16 protein-coding genes and 3 pseudogenes are annotated in these 20,412 nt (G+C 70.9%); 8 read left to right on the top strand and 11 right to left on the bottom strand.

Annotated features, from left to right (window positions below; all coding sequences use genetic code 11):
• Nucleotides 1–185: 185 nt before the first annotated feature.
• Together ACFYZJ_RS10815 and ACFYZJ_RS10810 are read right to left on the bottom strand one after the other, a co-directional pair.
• The gene (locus ACFYZJ_RS10815; protein WP_388565372.1) at nucleotides 186–683 is read right to left on the bottom strand and encodes an MgtC/SapB family protein; all 498 of its coding nucleotides are present in this window, start codon (nucleotides 681–683) and stop codon (nucleotides 186–188) included.
• Between the two features lie 95 nt (nucleotides 684–778).
• Nucleotides 779–1,240 (bottom strand): PP2C family protein-serine/threonine phosphatase, encoded by a 462-nt coding sequence (locus ACFYZJ_RS10810; RefSeq protein WP_388565370.1) that lies wholly within the window; start codon nucleotides 1,238–1,240, stop codon nucleotides 779–781.
• A 360-nt stretch (nucleotides 1,241–1,600) separates the two neighbouring features.
• Between ACFYZJ_RS10810 and ACFYZJ_RS10805 the strand changes: the two genes are divergently transcribed.
• The 5 genes and pseudogenes from ACFYZJ_RS10805 to ACFYZJ_RS10785 all read left to right on the top strand — a co-directional run.
• Entirely contained in the window at nucleotides 1,601–2,311 is a 711-nt protein-coding gene (locus ACFYZJ_RS10805) for an AraC family transcriptional regulator (RefSeq protein WP_388565367.1), read from the top strand.
• 492 nt (nucleotides 2,312–2,803) lie between these two features.
• The gene (locus tag ACFYZJ_RS10800) at nucleotides 2,804–3,529 is read left to right on the top strand and encodes an alpha/beta fold hydrolase (RefSeq protein WP_388565364.1); all 726 of its coding nucleotides are present in this window, start codon (nucleotides 2,804–2,806) and stop codon (nucleotides 3,527–3,529) included.
• 36 nt (nucleotides 3,530–3,565) lie between these two features.
• The gene (locus ACFYZJ_RS10795; RefSeq protein ID WP_388565361.1) at nucleotides 3,566–4,438 is read left to right on the top strand and encodes an alpha/beta fold hydrolase; all 873 of its coding nucleotides are present in this window, start codon (nucleotides 3,566–3,568) and stop codon (nucleotides 4,436–4,438) included.
• Complete coding sequence (locus ACFYZJ_RS10790) at nucleotides 4,435–5,310, top strand: alpha/beta fold hydrolase (protein WP_388565358.1); 876 nt, start codon at nucleotides 4,435–4,437, stop codon at nucleotides 5,308–5,310. The genes ACFYZJ_RS10795 and ACFYZJ_RS10790 overlap by 4 nt, the downstream gene beginning before the upstream one ends.
• A gap of 379 nt (nucleotides 5,311–5,689) precedes the next feature.
• Nucleotides 5,690–6,097: pseudogene (locus ACFYZJ_RS10785) on the top strand (fumarylacetoacetate hydrolase family protein); the annotation flags it as partial.
• Nucleotides 6,098–6,207: 110 nt separating this feature from the next.
• Here the strand turns inward: ACFYZJ_RS10785 and ACFYZJ_RS10780 are convergent.
• From ACFYZJ_RS10780 to ACFYZJ_RS10750, 7 genes are all read right to left on the bottom strand, one after another.
• Nucleotides 6,208–6,606: a hypothetical protein gene (locus ACFYZJ_RS10780; RefSeq protein ID WP_388565356.1), complete on the bottom strand. Its 399-nt coding sequence runs from the start codon at nucleotides 6,604–6,606 to the stop codon at nucleotides 6,208–6,210.
• A 50-nt stretch (nucleotides 6,607–6,656) separates the two neighbouring features.
• A complete protein-coding gene (locus ACFYZJ_RS10775; RefSeq protein WP_388565354.1) occupies nucleotides 6,657–7,784 on the bottom strand; it encodes a hypothetical protein in 1,128 nt (375 codons plus the stop codon).
• A gap of 201 nt (nucleotides 7,785–7,985) precedes the next feature.
• Entirely contained in the window at nucleotides 7,986–9,611 is a 1,626-nt protein-coding gene (locus ACFYZJ_RS10770) for a protein kinase (protein ID WP_388565351.1), read from the bottom strand.
• An 82-nt stretch (nucleotides 9,612–9,693) separates the two neighbouring features.
• Entirely contained in the window at nucleotides 9,694–9,999 is a 306-nt protein-coding gene (locus tag ACFYZJ_RS10765) for a WXG100 family type VII secretion target (RefSeq protein ID WP_388565348.1), read from the bottom strand.
• 170 nt (nucleotides 10,000–10,169) lie between these two features.
• On the bottom strand, nucleotides 10,170–14,384 hold the full coding sequence (locus ACFYZJ_RS10760) for an FtsK/SpoIIIE domain-containing protein (protein ID WP_388565345.1): 4,215 nt from the start codon (nucleotides 14,382–14,384) through the stop codon (nucleotides 10,170–10,172).
• A 14-nt stretch (nucleotides 14,385–14,398) separates the two neighbouring features.
• Nucleotides 14,399–15,235 carry a sensor histidine kinase gene (locus tag ACFYZJ_RS10755; RefSeq protein WP_388565342.1) on the bottom strand — a complete coding sequence of 279 codons (837 nt, stop codon included), beginning with the start codon at nucleotides 15,233–15,235 and terminating at the stop codon, nucleotides 14,399–14,401.
• A 26-nt stretch (nucleotides 15,236–15,261) separates the two neighbouring features.
• Nucleotides 15,262–15,900 (bottom strand): LuxR C-terminal-related transcriptional regulator, encoded by a 639-nt coding sequence (locus ACFYZJ_RS10750; protein ID WP_388565340.1) that lies wholly within the window; start codon nucleotides 15,898–15,900, stop codon nucleotides 15,262–15,264.
• Between the two features lie 95 nt (nucleotides 15,901–15,995).
• Between ACFYZJ_RS10750 and ACFYZJ_RS10745 the strand changes: the two genes are divergently transcribed.
• Together ACFYZJ_RS10745 and ACFYZJ_RS10740 are read left to right on the top strand one after the other, a co-directional pair.
• Nucleotides 15,996–17,702 (top strand): serine/threonine protein kinase, encoded by a 1,707-nt coding sequence (locus ACFYZJ_RS10745; protein ID WP_388565337.1) that lies wholly within the window; start codon nucleotides 15,996–15,998, stop codon nucleotides 17,700–17,702.
• Nucleotides 17,612–17,896 (top strand): DUF6233 domain-containing protein, encoded by a 285-nt coding sequence (locus ACFYZJ_RS10740; RefSeq protein WP_388565590.1) that lies wholly within the window; start codon nucleotides 17,612–17,614, stop codon nucleotides 17,894–17,896. The genes ACFYZJ_RS10745 and ACFYZJ_RS10740 overlap by 91 nt, the downstream gene beginning before the upstream one ends.
• 75 nt (nucleotides 17,897–17,971) lie before the next feature.
• On the opposite strand, the pseudogene ACFYZJ_RS10735 reads toward ACFYZJ_RS10740, so the two are convergent.
• A pseudogene (locus ACFYZJ_RS10735) lies at nucleotides 17,972–18,218 on the bottom strand (transposase); the annotation flags it as partial.
• A 475-nt stretch (nucleotides 18,219–18,693) separates the two neighbouring features.
• Here ACFYZJ_RS10735 and ACFYZJ_RS10730 point away from each other — a divergent pair.
• Nucleotides 18,694–20,013, top strand: coding sequence for a hypothetical protein (locus ACFYZJ_RS10730; RefSeq protein ID WP_388565334.1), 1,320 nt, complete (start codon nucleotides 18,694–18,696; stop codon nucleotides 20,011–20,013).
• Here ACFYZJ_RS10730 and ACFYZJ_RS10725 read toward each other — a convergent pair.
• Nucleotides 20,003–20,346, bottom strand: a pseudogene (locus ACFYZJ_RS10725) (hypothetical protein); the annotation flags it as partial. The gene ACFYZJ_RS10730 and the pseudogene ACFYZJ_RS10725 overlap by 11 nt on opposite strands.
• Between the last annotated feature and the right edge of the window lie 66 nt (nucleotides 20,347–20,412).

Below are 20,412 nucleotides of genomic sequence, written 5' to 3'. Positions count from 1 at the left end.
TGGAAAGAGCCGCGGCGGCTACTGACATGCCCCCTTTCCGGCTTCGATCCACATGTACCGGGTGCGTGCGATCCCGTGGCCCTGAGGCAAGGCGCCGTCCCGCTGCGGCTTTCCCGGAATCCTGTTGTCAGCCTCGGGTCCAACGCCAACGACGAACCAGGTGGCCCCACACCCGCCTGCCTGGCTCAGCGAGCCGGATCCGTCCGGTCCGCACGCTGCCCGGAAGACCGGGTGACCATGACATCGTCGTCCTTGAATCGATGCGCCCACCGTCGGCCGTCAAGCAGTCGGAGGACCGGCAGATGCCGGATCTCCAGGGCCAGCAGCGCCAGGACGGTACCAAGGGCGGCCAGCGCGATCCTGCCCTGGCCCGCGGCAGCTCCGATGGCTGCCGCTGCGAAGACCGCTGCGGCAGTGGTGACACCGTGGACGACTTCTCCGCTCCTCTCGGTCGGGCGGAAGGTGAGCGCGGCCCCGATGAACCCGACACCCGTGATCACACCGGCCAGCGCGTTGGGCGCGCCCCGCAACGCCAGGGCCGCCACCAAAGCCGCCCCGACTCCGATGAGCGAGAAGGTCCGATCGCCGGCCGGTGATCCGCGCAGGTTGCGCTCGAAGCCGAGCACATAGGTCAACGCGAAGGCCACCAGCACATGGCGGAGGGCAGGCAGGTCAGACATCATGCGGTATTCAAACGCGTCGGCACCGGGAACCCGGCCAGCGCCGCGCGCGAGCCGAGTGCGTCGGCGGGTTGGGAGCGGCCGTTTCCTCATGCTTGTCAGGCACACGAAATACGGACAGCGAGAACGGCCATGTCGTCGTGGCCATCGCTGGGGTGGTGGTCGGCCAGCTCTTGGACGAGGTCCTGCAGGGGCAGGGCGGCATGTTCGGTGACCAGAGCGGCCAGGCGCTCCAGTCCGGTCTCGATGGGGTGTGCCGGGTGTTCGATGAGCCCGTCGGTGAAGAAGACGACGGAGGCACCGGCGGGCAAGGGATGGGTGTGGTCGTTGCGGGGCTGCGCGGTGTCGACCCCGAGGGGCAGGTCGGGGTCGGCATGCAGGTAGCGAGCCCTGCGGTCGGGGGCGAGCAGCAGGGGTGGTGGGTGGCCTGCGGTGCTCCAGCGCAGTGCCCAGGCGCCCCGCCGGGCGGGTTCGATGCGGGCGAGGCATGCCGTGGTGACGGGCTGGTCAGTGATCGCGGCGAGGGCCCGGTCGAGGTGGGCGAGGACGGCGCAGCACATCGGTCACAGCCGCGCCCTGCCAGCGGGTTGCCTCGAGCACCAGGATCGGCCCATCGGCCATGGCAGAACTTCCTTCCCCGTGGGCAGGTGCCGCAGTGGATCAACGCACCGGCCCAGCCGTAACGATCCGCCTCGGACGGCAACCCCAGCCGCGCTGCGCGTGATGCTGATGGCCGTCAGGCCGGGCGTTGTCGGTTCCGGCGCGCCCGTTCGTGGGCGCCTGGTCGCTTGGCGAATTGCCTCCCGGCGCACAGTTTTGTTCTCAGAGCGCCACGTCAGCCGGTACAGAGGGGGCGAGAGTGGGCGCGCTGCCCATGATGCAGAACATCGACCTGGTGGGGGTTGCTGATAGGGGTCTGTGTGCTGTTGCTCGATATGGGGACGGTTGCGCCGCGCGAGCGGGTGGAGGCGTTTCGTCACGCGCTGACGGATTCGATGGTGCCCAATGACATCTTCCACGAGGAGCCCGAGACTGGTGTCCACGCGCGCATGGAACTGTGGCGGGTGGGGGACCTCGACCTCTTCGCCACCCGCAATTCGGGCTTCGAGGTGCGGCGGACGGAACGGCACGTACGCCATCACCGAAGCCGTCCCATAATCGCCGTCTCGCTCCAGACCGAGGGTGTCCACCGCGCCGAAGTGGCGGGCCGGCGACGGTTGCTGGGGCTGGACGACATCTGCGTTTTCCACGAGCTGTCACCTTGCCTGTACGGCTGGTCCGGCGACGGAGCCTCCCAGTCCATCATGATCGATTTGCACCGCCTCGGCGTGCCGGTGGACGTGGTGGTGAAGGCGTCCCATCGACTGCGCGCCAGCCCGCTCCACGACCTGGTTCTCCAACATCTGCGCGGCCTGTGGCGCGATCCGGGCCTTCTCGAAGGTGATCCCGGCACGCCGGCTCTCGCGAGTGCCACCACGGACCTCGTGCGCGCGCTGCTCCTCTCGGCCGCTCACGGCGAAGAGACCGCCACCGTCAGGTGGGCCATGGACGACACCCTGCTCACCCGGGTCAAGGCCTACGCGCGCCATCAACGTTCGAACCTCGGCCTCAGAACCCTGTCGGGACCGTAAGTGACGAGAGTCCTGCCGACGAGCATCTCGACGGGAACACGCACCGGGTGGCCAGCGGTTATTCCGCGGAAACCACCGCGACGATCTCGTCGCGCAGTTGCGTTCGGCAACGGACGAGCACCCGGTGCTGAGGCGCCCATGTGACGGCACCCCACTGGGGGTGAGGCATTGCCCGGTGATGCCGACGGGGAAAGTGCCCAGACGCGTGGACGCGCGACCCCCCTCACTGTCGTCCGCCGCTGTCCCGCCGGGCGCGGGCACGCCGAGACCACCCTGCGTGCGCGGACAGTCAAAGCACCCTGGCATCCCGTACGTAGCGTTCCCCGTGTGGCCGCGACCCGCGGTCACCCGACGCAGCGGCGTCCCGGCCGGGTCTCCGCCGAACCGGTGGCGACCACCCGGAAACGTTCCCGACCGGGGCCGGAAACACCTCTGCACGGCCGGCGCCTCCCGCATCAGTCGGCTGGAACCACACCTACAACGGAGTTCCTGATGTCTCCTTCCAACAAGACGACCGTCGTACTGGTCCACGGCGCCTTCGCCGACGCCTCCAGCTACGCCAGCGTCATTCCCGAACTGATCGCCCGCGGTCTGGACGTGGTGGCTCCGGCCGTACCCAACCGCAGCCTGATCGGGGACAGCGCTTACGTCGCATCGATCGTCCGGCAGATCCCCGGCCCGGTCGTCCTGGTGGGCCACTCCTACGGCGGCGCCGTCATCACCGTCGCCGGCACGGAGGACAACGTCAAGGCGCTGGTCTACCTGGCCGGTTACGCGCTGGAGGTGGGCGAGAGCCTGGGCGAGCTGCAGGGCCGCTTCCCGGACTCCGACCTGGCCAAGGCGCTCGTCTACACCCCCTTCCCGATCGAGGGCTCGGCCACGGCGGGTACCGATGTGTCGGTCGAGCCGGACAAGTTCCCGTCCATCTTCGCCGCCGACGTCGACCCACACCTCGCCTCCGTCCTGTCCGTCTCCCAGCGTCCACTGGCCGCACAGGCGTTCAGCGAGGCGGCCCCGGCAGCGGCGTGGAAGACCAAGCCGTCCTGGGGTCTGGTCGCATCCTCCGACCACACCATCAACCCCGACGTGGAGCGCTACGGCTACCAGCGCGCCGGCATGACCACCGTCGAGGTCGACTCCTCGCACCTGGTGATGCTCGCCCACCCCGAGCGCGTGGTCGAGCTGATCGAGGAAGCCGTCCGGGCCACCTCCCGCTGACGCCGGATCACCTCACCACCGAGCAGGAAGCGAGTGATGAACACACCTCTGTCACGTCGTACCGTGACCGTGTCCCTCCTGGCGGGCGCCGCGGCGCTAGCGAGCGCCGGCAGCGCGTTCTCGATGCCGGCGACGACGACCGGCGGTCCGGCCGCGCCGGGCCGACACAGGGGCAGGCCCACCATCGTCCTGATCCACGGCGCGTTCGCCGACGCCTCCAGTTGGAAGGGCGTGATCGAGCGCCTGCTGCGGCAGGGCCACCGCGTCCTGGCGCCCGCGCTGCCTCTGCGCGGACTGGCGAGCGACGCCGCCTACATCCGCAGCGTCCTGGACAGCGTCACGGGACCGGTGGTGCTCGTCGGTCACTCCTACGGCGGGGCGGTCATCAGTCACGCCGCCGCCGAGACCGGCCAGGTCAAGGCGCTCGTCTACATCGCAGCCTTCGTCCCCGACGTCGGGGAGAGCGCCCTCGCGCTCACGGACAAGTTCCCCGGGAGCACGCTGGCACAGGCCACCTCCACCCAGTACTACCCTCTGCCGGGCGGCGGTCACGGGGAGGAACTGGTCATCCAGCAGCCGCTCTTTCGGCAGCAGTTCGCGGCCGGTGTGCCCGTCACCACCGCGCAGGCCATGGCCGCCGGCCAGCGACCGATCACCCTGGCGGCGCTGAAGGAGCCTGCCACCGCGGCGGCGTGGAAGAAGATCCCCAGCTGGTACCTGGTGGCCACCGAGGACCGCAACATCCCGCCGGCCGCCGAGCGGTGGATGGCGGCCCGGGCCGGCGCCCACACCGTCTCGGTACGCGCACCACACGCGGTCGCCGTGAGCGACCCAGGTCCGGTCACCGAGCTGATCCAGCGCGCCGCCCGCGCAGTCCTCATTCATGACGAAGGCGATGGTCAGTCATGACAAAACGGGCAGGCATCACCCACCACACCGCCCAGCTCAACGGAATCAGACAGCACTGGGTCAGCGCCGGGCAAGGGCCGCCGGTCTACCTGCTGCACGGATTCCCGGAGACCTGGTACGGCTGGCGTAAGCAGATTCCGGTGCTGGCCGAGCGGTTCACCGTTATCGCACCGGATCTGCGCGGTTACGGCGACACGGAGAAGCCCGCTTCCGGCTACGACAAGCGGACCATGGCCAACGACCTCCTGGCGCTGATGAATCACCTCGGCCATCAGCGGACCGCCCTGATCGGCCACGACCGCGGCGCACGCGTCGGCACCCGGTTCGCCAAGGACCACCGTGACCGGATCGACCGGTTCGTGGCCATGGACAACATCCCCACCCGGATCATCGCCGACACCTATGACGTGAGCCTGGCCCGGCAGGGCTACTGGTTTTTCACCTTCCTCGGCGTCCCCGACCTCCCCGAGGCCCTGATCGCGGGCCGTGAGGAGATCTGGCTGACCCACTTCTACCGCAGCTGGTCGTACGACCCGGAGATGCTCACAGCGGAGGAGATCGCGGTCTATGTGCACGCCTACCAGCAGCCCGGGGCCGTACGCGGTTCCTGCATGGACTACCGCGCGGCGGCCGAGGACGTGGCCCAGGACCAGGAGGACGCCGACCAGCTCATCGACTGCCCGGTGCTCACCATGTGGGGGGAGGACTTCAGCGCCGTCGGGCAGGCCTACGACGTCCTGGACGTCTGGAAGGGAATGGCCCGCGACGTCCGCGACGTGCCCATTCCCCAGTGCGGACACCTCTGCCAGGAGGAACGCCCCGACGTCGTCAACGCGGAACTCCTCGTTTTCCTGACGGGCTGGGAGGGCTGACGGCAGTCGGCCCGGCGGGCGCGGCCCCGCAGGGTGGGCGCACCGAGACCACACTCCGGGCGTGGGCAGTCAAGTGCCCGGGCGCCTCGTATTCAGCGTTCCCCGTGTGGCCGCGGCTCGCGGTCACACGACGGCGCAGCGGCGTTCCGGCCGGGACGCCGCCCGACCGACGGCGGTCAACCGGACGGGTCCGACCACACGCGTGCCTCCGTCCCGCGGCCCACCGTCGTGCTTTCGGGATCCTGGCACGGGCCGGACGGGCCCCTGCCCGGTCGGCGGTCCCGCACCAATCAGATCCGCCCGCGGTCGGTCCTGACGGAGAGCGGCCAGCGACACGCCCCAGGACCTCGGGCACAGGGTTGCCGACCGGTCGCCGTGGGCGGCCGCGGGCCTCACTGTCGGCCAGGACCTCTCCGAGCGCATCCTCCAGATGGACGGCCCGGCTCCCCAGTTCAGCCTCGGCAAGTCCTACCCGGGCTTCGCTCCCACCGGTCCCTGGCTGGTGACCCCGGACGAGTTCGACGACCCCGACGACCTGGAGCTGACCTGCGCTGTCAACGGCGAAGAGATGCAGCGCGGCCGCACCCGGCACCTGATCTTCTCCGTCCCCGCCCTCATCGCCAAGCTGTCCGGCGTACTGCCGCTGCTGCCGGGAGACGTCATCTTCACCGGCACGCCGTCCGGCGTCGGCCTCGGCCGCACGCCGCAACGCTGGCTGGCCGCCGGCGACGAACTGGTCAGTTCCATCGAGGGCATCGGCGATCCACCGCCCACAAGGGGAAGTTGACGAGCGAGGCCGGCCATCCCTTGTCTTCCCTTGCTGGACCGCCTCTGTCGGCCGTCGAACACAGAGGGCGCTCGGGTGACTTCCCGAGGGGCGACTGCTGGGAAACGAGGTCAGGAACGGTCGGTCCTCGACAGGACCCCCGTCACGCTCACGTCGGGAAATATTTTTCGCTCGGTCCGGGGAAGAGGTACCTCGATCAAGCGGCCGTCGTAGATCATCCACAGCCCGAAGCAATCATCTTCCTCGTCGTGCACGAGGATCTGTACGGAGTGCGGAGCGGGCCAGGGGAGCGACTCCAGATGAGGGAGGAGGTTCCGCCAGTTGTGTCGCTGGAATTGGATCACCCAGGCGTAGCACTCAGGCGACCCCGTGCGGGTTCCGGCGAACACCGAGTCGTCGACGGGTGTAAAGCATTGATGCCACTCCCGCTGCGGGTCGGGGCGGGTCAGCGGTTCCATCACTTCCTCTGCGTCCCGCGCCAGGACAATGACTTCCGCAAACCTGCTCATGAATTCTGTTCTCCCGTCTTTGAAAGAGATATCTGCGGCGGACCCGGATTCTACTCCTCCGCCGCCATCGCTTCGGCTTCAGCCAAGGCGAACGCCTCGGCTTCCGCCTCTGCCTCTGCCCCCGCCTCGGCTCCGGGAAGCCCACCGGATCGTTCCTCGGCCTCCATCGCCGCCTCGAACTCTGCCGCAAGCTCGGCCTGGGCGCGGGCCCGGGCTGCGGCCTGGTCCCTGGACGGTGGGCCGAACGGCTGTGCAGTGGGAGCATTTCCGAACTCCCCGGAGTCGAACCCGGATTCCGGATGGATCACCCGCACGTTGGGGTTCGTCGCAAATTTGGCCGCCACTTTTTCTGCTTGTTCCTCGCTGTTGGCCACGAACACCACGTTCTCGGTCTGACATTTTCGCCCAGATGGCAGTTTGTTGTTGATTGTGGTCGCGATGGAATCGAGATTGTCGCCGGTGGTGGTGGTCGCGTCGACCGTTTCCACGCTCACGATCCTGCCCCGCTCCCAAGTGACCTTCATCATGTCGGCGGTCGTGCCCGTTACCTTTCCATTGATGAGGCCCTTGGGGACCAGCGGATCGGTATCGTCCTGTAATAGGTACTGCGAGCCGCTTTGGGTCACACTGTTGTAGGCCGTGCCTTCCCGCTCCAGCTTCTTGTTCATGAAGTCGAGTGCTGCCTGGGAAGCAGCGTTGTCGGGTGAATTCGCCAAGGGATGTGGCACACCGTTCGCGTCGATGTACACAAGGCGCTTACCGATCGTCTTGACCGTCAGCGGTTTCCCGAATTTGGATAAGGGCGCCCCATCGGCCGGTGGGTGGACGGTCGGCTCGGCGTAGGGGGCCATCGGAACTCCGCCCCGCTGCACGTAGGCAGCAGGAGAGAAGCTCTTGCCGCCGAGCCCGCTTGGCCCCATCCCTGGCAACGGCGCCAGGGGCAACGGCTCGGAGGATGACTTGGCACTTGTTTCCGGCGCCGTAGGCAGTGTTGACTCGAAGCCGCTTGCGGCGGCTGCTCCGGCAGCGTCTTCGCTGTCGATCCGGTCGATGACCGACTGCGCACCGCGTCCGATGCGTTCCACTGCGGAGCTGAGGCGATCTGCGATCCCTGACAAGTGTGCGTGTTCCTCGCGGAAACGCTCAGCCGTTGCGCCGCGCCACTGCTGCCCGGCCAACGCCGTAGCTGTGGCGGAGACCTGTCGCAGGGCGGACGCCAGCCGATCGGCTGCGGCGATGAGCTCTCGGGCGCACGTTGCAGCGCTTGCGCCTACGACGACGCGTACTGGGCCTCCCATGTCCCCCCACCTTCGCGACTCCATCGGAATTGGCTGGAGACAGGCGATTGCTCGATGTCTTCGCGCCAAGGATCAGCTGCGTCAGGCCCGCAGCGCGCGCCAGGTGTCACCACCGACGATGCCGTCCACGGTCAGGTGGTGGGCGCGTTGGAACTGCTCGACCGCTGTGCGGGTGTCGGGGCCGAAGCGGCCGTCCACGCCGTAGTGGCCGAGGCTGTAGCCGTGGGACCTGAGCAGGCACTGCACCTGGACGACGTTCCGGCCGGCGTCGCCGTACTGGGTGATGGCGGTACCGGAGTAGTAGGTGCAGCCACTTGCCGGGTTCCTGGGGGCCGCGGTGCTGCCGGCCGGCGAGGGACCGGGCTGAGCCGGCACCGGATCGGCGGGTGCCGGGGCCGCGGGCGCGGGTTGGGCGGCCACCGGCCCCGGGACGGTGGCAGGAGCGGCTCCCCCGCTACCGGGATTCCAGCCACCGCTGTCAGCGGCCGGTTGGGTCTGCGAGGACGCCGCACCGCCCTGGTGCGCGGCGCCGGACGGCGCGTGGACCGCCGGCGACGACGGGTGGGTGGCCACTGGTGCGGCGGTGTAGGCGGTGGTCTCCGGGTGCCGGACCAGCAGGCCCGCCGCGATCCCGCCACCCGCCAGGCAGACCGCCGCCAGCGACGCGGCGAGTACCAGCCGCCGACGGCTGCGCGGTGCCGGGGCGGGCACCGGGGCGCGGCACGGCAGGCCGTCGCCCTCCCCTACGGAGGTCTCGCCGCCGGACAGCGCGGCCGGCTCGCCCCCTGACGCCTTGGCGGCCAGTGCCGCGCGCGGCTCGATGCGCTCCTGCAGCGGATCGGGCCAGGCCGTCCCCGCTGCCCGCTCCCGCGCGGCGGCGGCCACCTCGGCGGCGTGCGGGCGCTGCTCGGGGTCTTTGTGCAGGCACCGTTCGACCAGCGCGCGCAGGTACGGGTCGGCCTGCTCCAGCCCCGAGAGGTCCGGCGGCTCGTGAACGACCCGGAACAGCACCTCGGTCGGGCTTCCCGTGCCGAACGGCGGCCGGCCGGTGGCCGCGAACATCAGCAGTCCACCCAGCGAGAAGACATCGGAGGCGCGGCCGACCTGCCCGGTTCTGGCCTGCTCGGGCGCCATGTACGACGGGGTGCCCACATGCTGCCCGGTGACCGTGAGCTGGCTCAGGCCCGCGGCGTGCGCCACGCCGAAGTCGATGACCTTGGGGCCGTCGGCGGCCAGGATCACGTTCGACGGCTTCAGATCGCGGTGGATGATGCCGGCGCCGTGGATGCCCTGGAGCGCCGTGGCGACGTCGGCGGCCAGCCGCCATACCGCCTCGGCGGGCAGCGGCCGACCGGAGCCGGCGGCGTCCTCCAGAGCGATGCCGGGCACGTACCGGGTCGCCAGCCACGGCCGGGCGGCGTCCGCTTGGGCGTCCAGCAGCGGGGCGGTGAACGCCGCGTCCAGCCGCCTGACCGCCTCCAGTTCGCGGCCGAACCGCCGCCGGAACCGCGGGTCGTCCGCGAGCTCGGGGCGGATCACCTTGACCGCCGCCAGGGTGCCCCCCGACCAGCCCAGATACACGCGGCCCATCCCGCCGACGCCCAACACGCCGAGCAGGACGAACGGCCCCACCTGCCGCGGATCGCCCGGCTCCGGCGGCTCAGCGCCGAGCGCCCGCACCTCGTCCTCACGCAAAGCCGGTCCCATCGCTTTCCCTCCTCGCAGTCGCGTCAATGGCCCGCCCGCAGCTCCTCCGGCGCATCGGAGGAGCTGCGGGCGGCCGGCTGCGTCAGCCCTGGAAGGTGCCGATCTGCGATGCGCCCTGCGCGTCGGTGTTGTCGATGTTGGTGATGACCGTCTTGGCGCCCTGCGCCATCTTCGACAGGGACTGGCCCATCAGCTGCGCCTGCTTGGCGAACTGCTGGAAGTCGCGGTCGAACGCCTGGGCCGACTTGCCCTGCCATTCGCCGGAGCTCGCGAGCTTCTGGCCGGCCGACTGGATGCGGTGCAACTCCTGCGTGAACGTCTGCACCGCCGAGAGGAACTGCTGCGCGTCGCTCTGTGCGTTCGCCCCGACCAGAACCTGAACCGCCATGGCCTTCACCCTCTTTCCTTCGCCGGCCTCCCGCTGATCGGTGCCGGTCCCCGTTTCCGATGACTTGAAGGTAGGCCGCGGCGCGATGCGGCAATAGCGTGCAGGGTGTGGTGCGTTGGCCGGACAGGCTCGTGTGGTGCGGTGCACCACACGAGCTGTATGGCGGGTTGTCAGTCGTCCGGCACGGCGACCTGGACGGCGGTGAAGGAGCCGTCCGAAACGAGGTAGCCGCGCCCAGGCCGCATGCGAAGGGCGGGTCGGCGTGGCAGGCCGGTGCCCAGCAGGTCGCCGTCGAGCGAGTCGGGCATCAGCAGCACTCCTGATCTGCCGCGCCGAACCGACGTCAGCCAGTGCATGCTGCTGCGTACCTCGCCGTCGTTGCGGGCGGCGGCGATGACGTGGATGCCCGGGTCCTGATGGGTTGTGAGCGCCAGGAACAGCCCGGTGAAGTCGTCGAACGCGTCCGCGTCGTCGACCAGCACCACCGGCGGCCGGTCGTTCTCCTGGACCAGCGCGGCAAGTTCGGTCAGGTCCGCGGCGAGCCGCACGGGGGCAGGCAGCCCGCGGACGGGAGAGTTGCGCGGGGCGTAGGCGAAGACGGGGGCGTCCACAGCCGCCAGCAGGCCGAGCGCGATGGTGGTCAGCAGAGTGCTGCGCCCGGAGCGGCGCGGGCCGCAGATCAGGACGTGGTCGTGTTCGTGCACGGTCAGATGGACGGGTTCCAGGTTCTCCTGCGCCACGCCGATGGGGATCGTCCACGGATGTGCGCCGGCGCGAGCGGTGGCCTTCAGCCCGGTCAGCGGCACGAGGTCGGGCAGCACCTGGATGGCCGGCACGTGGTGAGCCCCCGGCCAGGCGTCGCGCACCGCGGCGACCGCCGCGGCGAGGTCCGCGCCCGGTGTCGCGACGTGCACGACCTGCCGGGTGGCGGCGACCACCCCGCGTCCCGGCGCACCCTGCGGCACCTCGCGCGCCGGGACGCCGAAGTGCCCATAGTCCGACAGGTCGGCAAGCCGCAGCAGCAGCTTCTGCGCGGTGCGGCTCAGCCAGCTGCCGGGAATGCCACCGGCTCGGTCGACGCTGCCGGCGAACGTGATGCCGACCGCCGGGCCCTCCGCGTAGACCTGCCCGAGCCGGCCCATAAGCTCGTCGAGCAGCAGGTCGTTCTCGGTGCCGGTGAGCAGCGCGCCGAGCCCGTCGACGGCCACCAGCCAGCGCGGGAAGTCCTGCCCGCCCTTGCTCTTGCGGCGCTCCAACTCCTTGCCCAGCAGGCCGACGAGCCGCACCAGCCGCTCCCGGTCGGAGCTGGGCACGCAGCCGCCGGTGTGCGGCAGCCCGGCCAGTGGCGCGAGGGCGCCGGCACCGTGGTCGAGCACGTACACGTGCAGCCGCTCCGGTGGCAGGGCGCGCGCCCAGGCCAGCACCAGCGAGGCCAGGGCGGTGCTGGTGCCGGAGCCGACGGCGCCGAAGACCAGCAGGTTGCCGGCGTCCGGATCCCAGCCGAGCGGCACCTGACGCTGCCCCTCCGGGTCGTCGGCGAGCACGAAGGCGGGCAGGCCCGCGGTGGGGGTCTGCAGGCCGGCCTCGGCGGTGCCGAGAGCGGCGAGCGGGACGTGCCGCGGCAGCGGTTCGGGCCAAGGCTTACGCGGTTCGCGGTAGCCGCACGCGGTGAACGCCTGGCGGGACAAGTCCACCAGGCGTTGCAGGTCGGTGGGGGTGTTCTCGCTCAGCGGGGCCTCGGTGTCCGGGCCGCTCGGCGCGCCGTGTCCGAAAACGAAGGGGCCGATACGCAGCCGCTCGCCCACAGTGCCGGTGGCGGTGACGGTGGTGGCCAGTGCCGTCTGGACGGCTTCCACCTCGCCGCTGGAGACCCGCCGGAAGGCCCGGCCCCACTGCCGCGGTCCGATCGCGACGGCCGCGGGCGAGTCGATGACGTCCCGGGAGTCCTCCGGAGTCTCCGTCCGCAGGGCGATGCGCAGTTTGACGTTGGCCTTGATGGCGTCGCTGACCGATCCGGCGGGCCGCTGCGCTGCCAGTACCAGGTGCACGCCGAGGGCCCGGCCGCGCTGGGCCACGTCCACCAGCGACTCGATGAACGACGGCAGCGTCTTGACGAGCGTGGCGAATTCATCGATCACCACCACCATGCGCGGCATGGACTCCAGGTCCGGGCGGCTGGTATCGCGCAGCCGCTGGTAGGGGCGGAAATCTGAGACTCCGGCGGCCCGCAGCAGCCGCTCCCGGTGCCGCAGTTCGGCCTCCAGACAGCGCAGCGCCCGGATGCTGAGCTGCTCATCGAGGTCGGTGACCAGTCCCACCACGTGCGGCAGGCCGGCGCACGCTTCGAGACCGCCGCCGCCCTTGTAGTCAATGAGGACGAAAACGAGGTGATCAGGGTCGTTGCCGACGGCGAGCCCGGTGACCAGCGAGCGCAGCAGTTCACTCTTGCCGGATCCGGTGGTGCCCGCGATCAGCGCGTGCGGCCCATCGTCGTCGAGATCGATCTCGCACCGGCCCACGTCCGTGACGCCGAGCACGGTACGGGCACGCAGGCTGTCGGCCGCAGCCTTCCAGCGATCCAGCAGCGCGTCCGGGGTCAGCCGGGGAAGGTCCAGTAGCGGCAGCAGCGATGTCCGCGCGGGCAGGCCGGCTCCGGCGAGCGCGATCTCGGGGTCTTCGAACCGGGCCAGGGCCTGGGCGGTCACACGGGCCTGCGCCTCGCCGACGCCTGCGGTCAGCATGCTGCCGCGGCGCTCACCGGTGGCGACGTGCCGCAGCTCCCCGGCGCCGCTGGCCCGCACGGTCAGGACCACCTCGCACAGCGCCGGCAGCGGGTCGGCGAGCACCACGGCACGTGTGGCGCCGACCTTCCCGGCGAGCAGATCGCGCAGCGGGCAGTTGCGTCCCTCCAGCAGGGCGGCGCCGTCGACAAGGACCAGCAGTACCCCGCGCTCGGCGTCGGGGAAGGGGTGCTGTTCCAGGAGTTCGGCGGCGAGCCGGTCGGACTCGGCGCGGCCGACCGCCACCATCCGGCTGGTGCCCTCGGTGCGGTCGAACAGGTGCGGCAGCCACTTCGTCCACTCCCAGCACGCCGCGCCCGCGGAGTTGGTGAACACCGCGACGGCGAGGTCGGCCGGGCCGGCGGCCACCGCGGCCTGGAGCAGTAGGGCCCGGGCCGCGGCGAGCGCGGCGTCCCGGTGCCCGTCGATGCCGAGCACCCGGGTGGTGCCGAGGTCGACGTGGACGGGGACGCGGGGCAGTTCGGCGTAGCGGGCGAGCACCTCGGCGACTTCGGTGGGCACCTCCCGCTCACTTCCGGCCGGTTCGGCCAGGGCCGGCCGCCAGGGCTGGTCGCCCACGCCCACCGCCAGCTTCAGGAAGTCCTCGGAGCCCGGGCGCCGCTCCCACAGCGCCGCTCCCGGTGCCTCAGCCCGGAACGCCACCTCGGCCGGGTCGAGCCCCGCGGTCCTGCGGCGAGCCAGTTCGGCCTCGTGCTCGCGCGCCACCTCGGCCTCAAAGCGCTCCAACTCCGCGCGGTAGGCTCGCTGGCCCCGGCGGCGCCCGCCCCTGCCGCGCAGCCGCTCCTCGAAAGCGGAGGCCAGATAAGCCAGCGGGGTCAGCGCCGCGAAGACGGCGAACCGCAGGTCGCCGAACATCCACACCGTCACAGCGGCCAGAGCGAGCGGTGCGAGCAGCGAGGTGATGAGGAACGGCGAACGCTGCCGCCGCTCCGGGGCGCGCGGCACAGCCAGCGCGACGGGGGCCGGCAGGGTGCTGCGGGCCTGGCGGTGGAACGGCACCCGCCAGCCGTGCCGCACCCCGTGCACCGGGTCGACGCGGGCACGCCGCTGCTCCCCGGGGGGAGCCACCACGCGCAGCACCGCGCCGCCACCGACGCCGACCACGTCCTGCTCACCGACCGCTGTCGGCCCGGTGATCAGCATGCCGTTGACGTCGATGCCGTTGCGGGAGCCGAGGTCCGCCACGGTGACCGGACCGGTGGGCGGCACGGTGAGCAGGCCGTGGCGGCGGGAGACGGTTGAGTGGTCAATCCGCACCCCCACCGCGATGTCCCGCCCGATCGGCGTCTCGCCCACGGGCAGCGGCAGCCGGCCCCCGGCGTCCAGGCCGGCGATCACCCATGCCTCACGGGCCGGCGGCTCGGGCCGACTCACCGCGACCGCGGCGGCCGGTCCGACGACCGAGCCTGCCACCAGCCCGGAGGCGGGCAACCCGACCGAGCCGGCCACCAGCCGGCCGTCGATCACCAGGGCCACGGGCGGCTGCCCGAGAGCCTCCGCCAGGTCGGCGACCGTGGCGGTGGGGTCGGTGATGGTCAGGGCGTACTCGGTTCTGCGCCCACCGTCGTCGTAGACGAATTCCATCGGTGCCTAACTCTTCAGGTGCCCTGCTCGGGGATGGGAAGCCGCAGTTCCACGGAGGTGCCTTCGCCGGCGGCGCTCTCGATCAGCACGGCGCCGCCGACCTCGGTGAGGCGCCCGATGACCGACCGCCGCAGTCCGGTGCCGGCCTCCGGTTCACCGTCGAAGCCGCGCCCGGCGTCGACGATGGTGAGCACCAGCCCGCCGGACCCGTAGTTGACGCGGATGGTGGCGACATCGGTGCCGGCGTGCTTGACGACGTTGGTGAGCGCCTCGCGGGTCGCCTCCACGAGAGCCGACACGTGGGAGCGCGGCAGCCGGTCGTGTGGGTTGCCGGCCGCAGCGAGGCCGGCGGTGTTCACCTCGACCCGCAGATGCTGCAGGGCGAAGGCGCGGGCCAGGGTCTCCAACTCCGCGACCAGATTGCCCGGTTCACGCTCCCTGCCGGTCTCCACCAGGTCGCGCAGCCAGGCCGCCTCCTCGGCCACCTGGCCGCGCACACCCGTGTCAAACCGGCGGTCGCCGCGGGCCAGCATCTCCATGATTTGCAGCACCCGGTCGTGCAGGATGCGCTGGTGCCGCTCCTGCTCCTGGGCGCGGGCCGCCGCCTCGGCGGCGTTGATCGCCGCCGCCGTCGCGCGGTCCGCCTCGCGGGCCGCCGCGCGGGCGGTGTGTGCCGCCACCACGGTCGGCACCGCGGCGGCCAAGGCGGCCAGCCCCGCTGCGGCGCCGGCCTTCACCCCGGCACCGGCGAGCCACCACACGGCCGGGCACACCACCAGGGCCACGCCCAGCGCGGTGCGGATCCATAACGACGGGAGCCGATCGGCCCCCGTAGCCCCCGTTTCGGACATCGTCCGCTGTCGTCCTTGCTTCTGCGTCAGTTCGTGTTGTCAGGGCGGCGCGCGGCCAGGGCGATCCTGGTCAGCTCCGCCTTGTTGCCGGCCTGCAGTTTGACGCGGATGCGTTCCACATACGTGTCGACCGTGGCCTTGGTGACATTCATGCGCCGGGCGGCCTGCGCGTGGGTGAACCCGGCCGCAATCAGGTCAAGCGCCTCACGTTCCCGCGGCGACAACAGCGCCGAAGGGTCCTCGGGCGCCGCAGGAACGGCCGGGATCGCCACGGCCAGCACGTCAGCCAGTTGGGGCGACAGCGAGAATCCGCCGGCCGCGACGGTCGTCAGGACCGCCAGCAGCGTCTCCTTGCCGGTGTCCTTGGTGACGTAGCCGCTCGCTCCCGACCGCACCACCGCCAGTACATCGGCCGGGGCCCGCGAGGCGGACATCACCAGCACCCGCGCCCACGTCGCGATCTCGGCCACCGCCGGCGTCGACGGCTTGCCGTCCGCCAGGTACAGATCGAGGACGACGACGTCCACCGAGCCGTCGCGGGGCAGTGCCGCCAGATCGTCCACTGAGGCGACAACGTCGAAGCCCACGCTGCCCGCCAGCAACGCCGCCATGCCCTCTCTGGTCACGGGGTGGTCATCGACGATCGCCACCCGTACATTCACCACCGCGCCATCGTGACAGTGCGCTGACCCGGCGTCAACTGATAGGAATCTCACGCAGTATGGTGAGCCGCGCCGTCGGGCAGGGCGAGGGGGGAATCATGAGCTCCGGGCTGAGCGATGCCGAACTGGCCGTGCTGGGTGCCAGACCGCTGACGCCCGACGACCCGGTACGGGTCGGACGGTACCGGCTGGCCGCGCTGCTGGGCGCGGGCGGCATGGGACGGGTGTATCTGGGCTGGGCCGACGGACGGTACGTGGCGGTGAAGGTGATCCGCCCCGAGTTGGCCGGCAGCGCGCAGTTCCGGCGCCGGTTCGCCCACGAGCTGGCCGCGGTCAGCCGGCTGGACACCGCCTTCACCGCCGCTCTGGTGGACGCCGAGCCCGATGCCAACCGGCCATGGCTGGCCACCCAATACGTACCCGGCGTGCCCCTGGACGACGCGGTCGAGACCGACGGCCCACTGCAGGAGGCCGCGGTGTGGCGCCTGGCAGCCGGGGTGGCCACGGCACTTCAGGGCATCCATGACGCCGGCATCATCCACCGGGACTTGAAGCCGTCGAACGTGATCCTGGACCTCGACGGCCCCAGGCTCATCGACTTCGGCGTGGCCCACGCGGCCGACCTCAGCCAGCTGACGGTCACCGGCCAGCACGTGGGCACACCCAGCTACATGGCCCCTGAACAGGCACGCACGGGCGTGATAGGGCCGGCGGCGGACATCTTCGCCCTGGGAGGACTACTGACGTTCGCCGCCACCGGCAGACCCCCTTTCGGCGAGGGCACAACAACCGAAGTACTGTTCCGGGTCGTGCACGAGCCACCGGACCTGTCCGGCCTCGAGCACACCGACCCACACCTGCGCACACTGATCGAGCAGTGCCTGGAGAAGGACCCCGAGCAGCGCCCGAACGCCGCAGCGGTGGCCGCCGCCGTGACAGCAACGCGGGCCGCCGCGCCGTGGCCGGAGCCGCTGCGGACCCGTATCGCCCAACGAAAGGTGCTCACCGCGACAGCGCCGACGGACGAGCCGGCGGTACCGGACGGACCACTCACCAGCGCCGGCGACGAGGCCGGGCTCCCCCGCAAGACCGGGCAGACCCCGACACCAGCACCGCACCGGCGGCGCAGGACGGTGATGGCGGCCGCCGCAGGGGCGGTCGTGATCCTCGCGGCATCCGCGACCCTCGCGGCCGGGCTGCTGTCCCCACACAAGGGGCCGGCCCGCAGCTCCCGGATCTCCACACACACCTCCAGCTCGGCCCCCGCGGCAACCTCGCCCTCGGCGCCGTCGCGGTCCGGCAGCAGCCCCCCGGCAGGGGCGAGCGGCCACGCGCCGCCGGAGGGCGGACAGGCCGCCCCTTGGGCCGGTGCGGGCGGAGCCGGCGGTGCGGGCGCGCCGACCACCACCAGGCCGCCCGGCCAGGGCCCCGCGCCGACCGCCACCACCAAGCCGCCCGGCCAGGCTCCCGCGCCGACCGCCACAGGCCCGCGGATCGCCTGGATCCCCGGCTCGGTGGCGTCGTCCAACGGCTGCGAGGCGTGGATGAACTACCGCAGTGACGGCTACACCCAGGCCCTGCTGGAATCCTGGGGCAACAACTGCAAGATGAACTACTTCCGCGGCCCGACCCAGCAGTTCAAGGACTCCCGGCAGCAAAACGGCACCGGCACGCTCACGACGGACTTCTACTGGGACGGCCCCGGCGTGTACACATGGGTGTGCGTGTGGCGGGACGGCTACTACAAACAGAACAACTGCGGCGGCAAGTACTACGTACAGAACGGCACCTATCACGCGGCCTGACAGGTGCGACCAGACCTGACCGCCCGCCGACTCACAGCGGCCAGGACGCGGTGCACGCCGGTGACTGCTGGGCGGCGGCCAGGAGCGGCCGGTGCCGTCCGGCGACCCGGCAGCAGGCAATCGATGCCCTGCGCCAGCAGGTACCGCCATGCGTCCACTGCCGGCCCGACACAGCCTTCGGCATCCTCGAGTGAGACAGGAAAGCCCCGGCCGGCGTACAGGCCGGGCTGAACCCGCAAGGGGGTGTGATCGTGAAGGGCGGTCGCCTCCCACAGCTTCACGATCGCCGGATACTTCCTGCCCCACGCGTCGGCGAACTCGGCGAACCGGGTCCAGAGCGGCTTCTTCGGTCGGCGCCGTGTAGACGGGCTTGAGGAGCTTGACGATCCTGTCCCAGTCCTGGCGGGCGGCATAGCGGAAGGAGTTCCGCAGCAGGTACACCACGCAGGTCTGCACGATCGTCTTGGGCCAGACCGTCTCCACCGCGTCGGGCAGGCCCTTCAGGCCGTCGCAGAGCCGCCGACGGCTCAGGTCGGTGACCAGTACCTTTCCCCGTGCATCCGCACGAGGAATGCGTGGTGCTCCAATGTCCAGCGAAACACCCAGCGCAATACGTGCCACAGGCCCGCTGTGGTGGGTCGTTGTGGACCAGCAGGCGGAGTGACTCCACGGCTCGGCCGCACAGAGCACATGAGCACGGCGCAGAGCACACAGCGATTGCCGCTTCCCACAGCGTCTGTCCGCCTCTCCTGGGTTCGCCATCGCCGGCGCCTGTACGACCCGCGGCTGACAGCGTACGGCTCGCGGGCGTTCCCGACCTGCGCGCAGAACACGACGACAACCCGGATGAGTAAGTACCGAGTAGGAGCTGTCACTTCCGCTTTGCCTGCCGCACCTGCAGCGTACGAACATGTTTCCGTCACGTTGGGTTTGATCAGAAAGACACCGGTACATGAAACACGCTGCACGCCACAGATGGATGGCAATCCTTGTGCCCGCCGCTGCCTTCGCAGCCGCCGCGCCGTTCGTCGTCCCGGCTCTGGCAGGCGCCTCACCTGCGCCGGCCGCACGTGCAGCCGCGCGGGTCGACGACCGCCAGCAGATACTCGACGCCGTCGCCGATCAGATCACTCAAGGACTCTCCGAGTCCGACCGGGCGCGAATACCCGGCTTCGCCGACATCGAGGTCGACCCCGACCACAACCACCTGCGCCTGCACTGGAAGGGCACCCCGCCCCAGCGAGTGCGGCGCATCCTCGCCCATCTGCCCTCCGGGGTGACCGCCGAGGTCACACCCGCCCGCTACTCCAAGGCCGAACTCCACGCGGCCCGAACGAAGTTGCTGCGCGGCCGCACCTCGATGAACCTGCGGATCTCAGGGGTATCGGCCCCCGTTCACATCACCAGCATCGCGCCCGCGGTGGACGGCAGCGGCCTGGAGGTCGGCTATGACAGCACAACTGGTCGGGCGAACAGCCCCATGGCGGTCACGGAGGAAAGCGTCTCGCGGCGGGTCGCCGCGGCCGCCGACCGGCTGGCGGGGGTGCACACCGTCGCGATACACCGGCTGCAGAGCGTGGACCTGGCCTCCCGGCAGCACGACCGCTCGCCCTGGACGGGAGCCTCGGCGCTGAGCAACCCCACCGGCGGCATCTGTTCCGGCTCCTTCAGCGTGAAGAACGCCCAAGGTCAGTACATGCTGACGTCCGCCTACCATTGTGGCTCGGCCGCCGGCGGCCGGTGGACCACCTGGTGGGGCGGCGACCTGGTCGGCACCACCGACGCCTCCCAGCGGTCCGCACAGGACGACGTGGTGGGGATCAAGCCGGCGTCGCAGCGGGCCCGCGGCTGGCTCTACGACGGCCCTGCGAGCCGCACCGATGGTTACGCCAAGCCCGTCGTCGGCTGGGGCCACAACAACGTCGGCGACTACGTGTGCACCGACGGCGCCAACGGCGGCGTGCACTGCGGTGTGCGGATCGCTCAGACCGACATCGGCGTCACCGGACCGAACCACGTCTACCGCCCCGATGTCGACCTCGCCTACGCCACCTCTGCGACTCCGGGCGGTGTCGCAGCGATCAACGGCGACAGCGGCGGACCGGTCTTCGCCAGCGTCCGCAACCAGACGGCCGATGAGGCGCGCGGAATGATCACAGCCCTCGATCGGACGGTCACCTGCCCGCCCGCATACAACCGGGACACCGTGCTCGACGGTCACCGCAGGACGCCGTGGTGCGTGGCCGGCGTGTATTACGTGCCGATCGGGCAGACCCTGCATGACATGCACTGGACGCTGGTCACAGGCTGAACGCCCAGGTGCCGGCGCGCCGACCCGCGATCGCCGCGGCCCACATGAAGGGAGGTGCACGGGACAGGTGCGGCAGAACTCCCACAGGGCGTGATCCTGCAGCCCACTCCCCCAGCAATCGGTGATCCACGAGGTGGAAACGCTGGTGCTGGGCGAAGGCGAGGCCGGGCTGGTAATCCTGCCTTTGGTCACCATGACCACGACGTCCGCCTTGTGGACTGGGCGAACGGTTCCGTTGAGCACCTGAAGGTCTGGCGTGGCGTAGCGGGCGGTCAGGTCGATCAGGCCGATGTTCGCCGCTCCGGGCCGGTCGTGCTCGCGCAGCCGGAATCTCTAGTCACGGGCGAGCACCCGGACGAACTACCGAAGGGCAAACCGTGGTCTCGGGCGCCAGACCCT

Source organism: Streptomyces sp. NPDC001848, assembly GCF_042891915.1.
GTDB lineage: Bacteria > Actinomycetota > Actinomycetes > Streptomycetales > Streptomycetaceae > Streptomyces.
The sequence above is the reverse complement of the archived record's forward strand: the minus strand, read 5'-3'. Positions and strand labels throughout refer to the sequence as shown.